Source organism: Desulfosporosinus burensis (assembly GCF_054657535.1).
Genome location: NZ_BAAHYN010000020.1, coordinates 71029 through 77339, shown reverse-complemented (window position 1 = coordinate 77339; position 6311 = coordinate 71029). Strand labels below are relative to the sequence as shown.

The window sequence follows — 6311 nt, the reverse complement described above, 5'->3', positions numbered from 1 at the left end:
TGCCTCAAAATGTTATTTTCCATGACTTCATCATACCAAATTCGCAAGTAAAGGGGTACCCTCAAAACTTATACTTTCTGATACGTTAAAAAAGAGAGCTCGTTTTGAGCTCTCTTTCCAAAGTACTTATGAACAGCTTCCACCACATGTATCTCCACAGCCGCCACCGGATTTTTGAGTACGAATTTCGAATCCACCACCGTGTTTCGATTCCACAAAGTCAACGGTTGCTCCCTCTAGGTAAGTGGTGAGTTTTTTATCGGTTATCATTGATACGCCATATTGCACGTCAAGGATATCTTCTTCTGTCTTTGACTCTTCCAGAGTCATGCCGAAATTCGGCCCACCTCAGCCAACTCCTGCAAGATAGAGACGTAAAAAAGCATTTTCTTTATTTTGATTCTTAAGTACTTCTTTGACTTTTTCAGCTGCTATTTCAGTTATTCCTACCATTCAATTTTCACTCCTTTTTGCACCTTTAAAAACTAATATACCATACTTTCAGCTTTTTTCAAGGTGATTTCAAGAAATACATCGTTATATTGACCTATTATACTTCTTCGCCTTCTCCATTCGGTTGAAAATCGTTCCATAGACGACGCATCTCTACTTCAATACTTGCAGGAAGATCCTGAGATAATTTTTGCCACTGTCTCATTTCCCCCTGTATTTTTTGTCCCCAGTTTTGCCCTTCTGGCAAGGCAATAAAAGCCTTTGGTTGGGGAACGAAGAGTGTCCGAACGAGTACTAGGAACATAAAAAGCATTAATAGACGCCAAAGCCAACGCATTGTTTGATTCATCCTTTCCGAATAAGCCTTTACACAGATTTAGCATATCCAGAAAGTGATATAATGAGTCGTTCGGCATGCAACTCTTGCCAAAATCCCTCCATGTATAGCAATAATGGCTCAAAATATTTAATCGCTGACTTCGTGAATAGATGTTCTTTATAGCCCTGAATTCTTTCTTGATAAAATGTTTCACAGGAATTCTCCCCGACTAATGGCCAACCGTTTACCCCGCCTAAAGTAAACAAACGCCCTAATCCAATAGCACCTACGAAATCTAATTTGTCTGCATCGTACAGTATTTTTGCTTCGAGCGAAGTTGGCACGTGCCCCGCCTCGCGAGAATGGGAGATAATCGCTTCCTTAACTCTCCAAACAACTTCCTCTGGATAGCCGTTCTTTTGCAAAATATTAACTGCCAGCCCAGCACTACTTTCTGAATGGGTTTTTTCAACTGCTCCAGAACGCCCAATATCATGGAGGAGCGCAGCAAGTTCTATGATCGTACTGTCTGCTCCTTCTTCTTGTGCTAATTTGTTACCCCACTCCCTAACTCTCAAAGCATGCTCTAAATCATGAGCACGGTCTTTTCGAGCGTAAAAACCCTTTGCCACGAGAATAATCTGGTGTAAGGGATCTTTAGTTGCGATCTTATCCATAATCTCACCTCCATAGGAGAGTCATAATATACACCCTACGTTTAATCTTGAGTTCATCTTACTTCCCAATTTCTCATCTTGTCAAGTTTTACATTCTTGGATAATGTATCCAAATTATTCAAACTATTTTTTACGCGTTATTCGGTTAAACAATCTTATTAATCAGGCTTTGAATGTTATAATGAACACAGAAATCCTTTTGATTAGTTACAATTAATGTCATTTATATCGTGGCTTACTTGCTTATTTCTAAATTGATCACAAAAAGGAGATGCTTGAGATTAAACGAAATCAAATTAAGATTATTATAGTTTCAGGTTGCTTTTTAATTATCTCGGCGATAATTATTTTCTATAGTTTCCCCAAATACCAGTCCTCCAGCCTTACTGTTCCCAAAGATCAAGTTAAGGTAGTCGACGAAAATCCAGACCTGGCTTCCTCTTTATCAGCTACGCCGGAAAAAGACACAGTTCCCTCTACTCCGGTTCCAACAACTCCGCTTGCCGAGCCTTCTAAGGTTAAGCCTATCCATAGCTCAGATTCTCAAGCACTCACAAAGTATGACCAAGGGCTCAAGCTCTATTATCAACGTCAATTTCCCGAAGCCCTCCAGCTATTTAGTCAGGCCTTAGCCATCGACGCCCTATGTTATGAAGCTCTAAATGCTAAAGGTGCGACCCTCGCCTTTCAAGGAAAGTATGATCAAGGGCTAGCCCTCATTCAGCAAGCCCTTGATCTCAATCCATCATTTGTTTATGCTCATTTCAACCAAGGATTGGCATATGAACTGGCTGGACGTTGGGACCTGTCGATCTCGTCTTATCAGAAGGCTTTAGAGCTCGACAATCGGGATACCTGGAGTTATTATGGCATCGCCAGCGTATACGGACGTCAAGGTAAGATTGATAAAGTCCTAGAGTACCTAGAACCAGCGATCAACCTCGACTCAGATGTCAAGGAAGTAGCGCGAGACGAACATGACTTCCTCCCCGTTCGTGATGATCCTCGTTTCCAAGCCCTTGTCAAGCCCTAGTGAACTCGTTCAGCTAAAGCTGAACATCGAGACTTCGGTGGGGGACTTTACCCCCACCGAAGCAGAATGTGGAGCACACCCACTTATAGAAGTGGGTGTCTCGGAATTGATCACACTATAAGTTTCTCTAAGCGTTCGACGAGCCCTGCAAAAACCTGAAGCGCATTTCGTACTGGAACTGGAGTTTCCATATCTACCCCTGCTTTTCTCAACAATTCAATTGGATAATCCGAGCTTCCACCACTTAGGAACTCTAAGTAACGCTGAACTGCAGATTCTCCTTCATCAAGAATCGCGCGAGCAAAGGCTGTTGCAGCTGAGAAACCTGTCGCATATTTATACACATAAAATGCATTATAGAAATGTGGGATACGAGCCCATTCTAGAGCAATTTCCGGATCTAGGACCAGTTCAGATCCGTAATAAACTGCATTTAGTTCAAGATAGATTTTGGAGAGGGTATCTGCCGTCAAGGCGCCACCGTCTTCTACTACAGAGTGAATCTTCCTCTCAAATTCAGCAAACATAGTTTGCCTGAAAATTGTCCCCCGAAATTGCTCAAGATAATGGTTAATCAGATACGCCAATACCTTAGCGTCCTTTGTAGTTTGGAGAAGGTGCTCCATAATCAATGATTCATTCAAAGTTGAGGCGACTTCTGCTACAAATATTTTGTAGCCGGCATAAAGGTGGGGTTGATGGCGATTGGAAAAATAGGTGTGCAAGGAATGCCCCATCTCATGAGCTAGCGTAAACATTGAGTTCAAAGTATCCTGATGATTTAGCAAGACATACGGATGCGAGCGATATGTCCCCCAGGAATAAGCGCCACTCGTCTTTCCTTCATTTTCATAAACATCAATCCAACTCTTGGAGAACCCTTCCTGCAGAATATTGATATAGTCCTGTCCTAAGGGTCTTAGACCTTCAATGACCATATTTTTAGCTTCTTCATAAGTAATTGTCATTGTTGTTTCGGGAACGATAGGGACATAGATATCGTACATATGTATTTCATCAAGTTTTAAAGCCCTCTTGCGCAGTTGGATATAACGATGCAAATGGGGTAAAAATTCATGAACTGTTTCGATTAGGGAATCATAGACCTGCAATGGCACACGGTCATCATCAAGCGATCCCTCCAAAGCAGAAGGATAATGCCGTGCTTTAGCAAAGAAAATGTCGGATTTTACACTTGAATTTAAAGTTGCCGCCCAGGTATTTCTTTGCTTCTCATAAGTGTGATAAAGAGTCTCAAAAGCATCTTTACGAACACGCTGGTCATGACTCTCCATGAATTGTATAAAATTCCCTTTAGTTAATTCCACAGATTTTCCGGATTCATCAATAATACTAGGGAACTTAAGGTCGGCATTATTGGCCATGGAAAAGATTGCCCCTGGTGCCTCCGCTAGTTCACTAACTTCTGCTAACAATTTTTCTTCCGTTGAACTGAGAATATGCTTTTTCTTGCGCAAAATATCATCGAGGGCATGCTCATAGATTCCCATTTTGGAGGAAGTAGTCCGGAATTCTTCCAGTCTTCCTTCCGGCATAGCTAATAATTCGGGGACAACGTAAGATGCTGCACTACTGACCTTTACGGCTAGGGCTCCAGCACGGTCCGTCAGAGCTTGATAGTTTGCATCTCGATTGTCCTCATCTCTCCTCATCCGGGCATAGGCATAAACCTCTCCCATCCGCATACTTAGATCATCCATCCACCCAAAACACCCGATTAAAGTGTCAGCATTATCGGCTAAATGTCCTTCAAATTTACTCCCAGCTCCTAAGAGCTTTTCGATCTGGGCAAATTCTACCTCCCATTGATCATTATCGGAAAAAACATCTTCCAAATGCCACTTCGTAGCCTCAGGAATTTCAGATCTCGTTTTCAGCTTTTGTTGTCCCATTGTTTTACCCCCTTAGAATCTAATCTCCCTTATTATATACACACAGCTCAATAATTACCATTTCTCTGAATCTTGCTGACATTCTGCTCAAGAAAAAAGAACCCCTTTACAGGTTCTCTACTCAAGATAAGATCTGCCTTACTTCAGATAGAGTTAAAACTCTACCTGAGTATTTTTTCTTTATCTAGATCGAACGACATGGAATACAAAAAAATCTGAACGAAAAAACAAACGCGAATAGAAAATTGGGTTATTAGATTTATCAAAGTGTACCTCATCCAATAGAAACAAGGGACTTGCCGCAGAAACAGATAATTTCACCGCTAATTCTTTCCCCGCTACAATCGGCCGAATGTCAGTTGAAGCATAGGCTATGCGAATTTCCTTAACTTCTTCTAAATACGTGAAAATCGATGACTTAAGCCTTTCAACATCTAGTTCTCCAATACTTGGGGGAAACATGTCAATACAATACACGGCAGGTACGCCGTCCGCAGTCCGGACTCTTCGCGACTGATTTACAGGAGTACCTTCGCTTACCCCCAGTTTCTGAGCAACCCTAGCATCTGCAAAAGAACATGTCAGTTCAATCTCGCTTGTTCCAGGGACCATTCCAAGCTCTAATATGGCATCTGTCACCCTAAAAAGCACTTCCAGACCAGGTTTCACCTTGGGAGTTGATTCCCCACGTACATAAGTACCCAACCCTTGCTTTTTCTCGACAATACCATTAGCTTCTAAGAGCCGTAACGCTTCACGAAGAGTGTTGCGACTGACCCCTAGTTCCTTGGCAAGATTTTCTTCATTAGGGAGACGACTGTCGATCAGATATTTTCCTCGACGAATTTCGTCTAAGAGTTCCAAGCGGACAAGATCGGAGAGGGATTTTCCACTCTGATGAATTCGGCCCATGATGTTCACCCTCCTCATTTGCTAAATAATTTCCTAGGATAGGACTTAATACACGAGGTCGAAATCCCACAACAGAATTATTTATTGGGATTATACGGAATGCCATCCGCCGCGGGAGCTGTACTTCTACCAACTAAACCGGTCAAGGCCAATATCGTTAGTGCATAAGGAAGCATGTGGATAATATTTGAAGAAACGCCCCCACCTTGTAATATCATACTCAAAGCTGTGGCAAACCCAAACAATAGCGCAGCTCCCAACGATCCGATAGGCGTCCACTTGCCAAATATCATGGCTGCCATGGCAATGTAGCCCCTTCCGCCACTCATATTGACTTCAAAACTATTTAATAGTCCTAAAGCAAGGTAGACTCCACCCAAGCTTGAGAGCATGCCACCAATCATAACACCTAAATAACGCAGGTTTCGAACATTTAATCCAGCCGTATCAGCAGCTTGAGGATTTTCGCCTACTGCTCTTATCCTTAGACCTAAATTTGTATGGAATAAAAAATAGTGTGACGCAAAAACAAGAAATAGCATTAAGAAGACAACGATATTTTGCGAACCTATGATTGGCCCAATAAAAGGAATATCACTAATTCCCGGAATGGTTATGTTGGGGAGAGCGGGTGTTTCCCGAGGGGTTCCACCGTATCCAAAAATAGTATTCAAGAGGAATGCAGTCAGCCCAGCCGCAAATATATTGATACTCATCCCCACAATGACTTGATCTGCTCCGAGATTTACCGTCACATAGGCAAAAATCGCTGAGATAAGTGCACCCATAAATAAAGCTCCCAGCATACCTAGCCATGCGCTATGTGTATAATACGAAAACAACACGCCGAAGAAGGCACCGATCAACATTATCCCTTCCATAGCAATGTTTACAACGCCACTCCGTTCAGAAAAGGTCCCCCCTAACGCGGGGAGAGCTATGGGGGTAGCCATAGCGAGCGTTGCTGCCCATAAATCAGGTCTAGCTAATGCTTCCCAAAGCAT

The 6311-nt window shown here is 42.4% G+C and carries 7 protein-coding genes; 1 reads left to right on the top strand and 6 read right to left on the bottom strand.

What is annotated here, in order from left to right; genetic code table 11:
- Nucleotides 1-126 precede the first annotated feature (126 nt).
- The 3 genes from ACYQ3Q_RS25690 to ACYQ3Q_RS25680 form a co-directional block, all read right to left on the bottom strand.
- Complete coding sequence (locus tag ACYQ3Q_RS25690) at nt 127-453, bottom strand: HesB/IscA family protein (RefSeq protein ID WP_459931262.1); 327 nt, start codon at nt 451-453, stop codon at nt 127-129.
- A gap of 97 nt (nt 454-550) precedes the next feature.
- The gene (locus tag ACYQ3Q_RS25685; protein ID WP_459931261.1) at nt 551-790 is read right to left on the bottom strand and encodes a hypothetical protein; all 240 of its coding nucleotides are present in this window, start codon (nt 788-790) and stop codon (nt 551-553) included.
- A 29-nt stretch (nt 791-819) separates the two neighbouring features.
- Nucleotides 820-1449 carry an HD domain-containing protein gene (locus ACYQ3Q_RS25680; RefSeq protein ID WP_459931260.1) on the bottom strand — a complete coding sequence of 210 codons (630 nt, stop codon included), beginning with the start codon at nt 1447-1449 and terminating at the stop codon, nt 820-822.
- A gap of 271 nt (nt 1450-1720) precedes the next feature.
- Here ACYQ3Q_RS25680 and ACYQ3Q_RS25675 point away from each other — a divergent pair, with 271 nt between their 5' ends.
- Complete coding sequence (locus ACYQ3Q_RS25675; RefSeq protein ID WP_459931259.1) at nt 1721-2482, top strand: tetratricopeptide repeat protein; 762 nt, start codon at nt 1721-1723, stop codon at nt 2480-2482.
- A gap of 110 nt (nt 2483-2592) precedes the next feature.
- On the opposite strand, the gene pepF is transcribed toward ACYQ3Q_RS25675, so the two are convergent.
- The 3 genes from pepF to ACYQ3Q_RS25660 all read right to left on the bottom strand — a co-directional run bounded on the left by pepF (nt 2593) and on the right by ACYQ3Q_RS25660 (nt 6311).
- Complete coding sequence (gene pepF, locus ACYQ3Q_RS25670; protein ID WP_459931258.1) at nt 2593-4395, bottom strand: oligoendopeptidase F; 1803 nt, start codon at nt 4393-4395, stop codon at nt 2593-2595.
- A 180-nt stretch (nt 4396-4575) separates the two neighbouring features.
- The gene (locus ACYQ3Q_RS25665) at nt 4576-5307 is read right to left on the bottom strand and encodes a GntR family transcriptional regulator (protein ID WP_459931257.1); all 732 of its coding nucleotides are present in this window, start codon (nt 5305-5307) and stop codon (nt 4576-4578) included.
- A gap of 77 nt (nt 5308-5384) precedes the next feature.
- Nucleotides 5385-6311 (bottom strand): ABC transporter permease, encoded by a 927-nt coding sequence (locus tag ACYQ3Q_RS25660; protein ID WP_459931256.1) that lies wholly within the window; start codon nt 6309-6311, stop codon nt 5385-5387.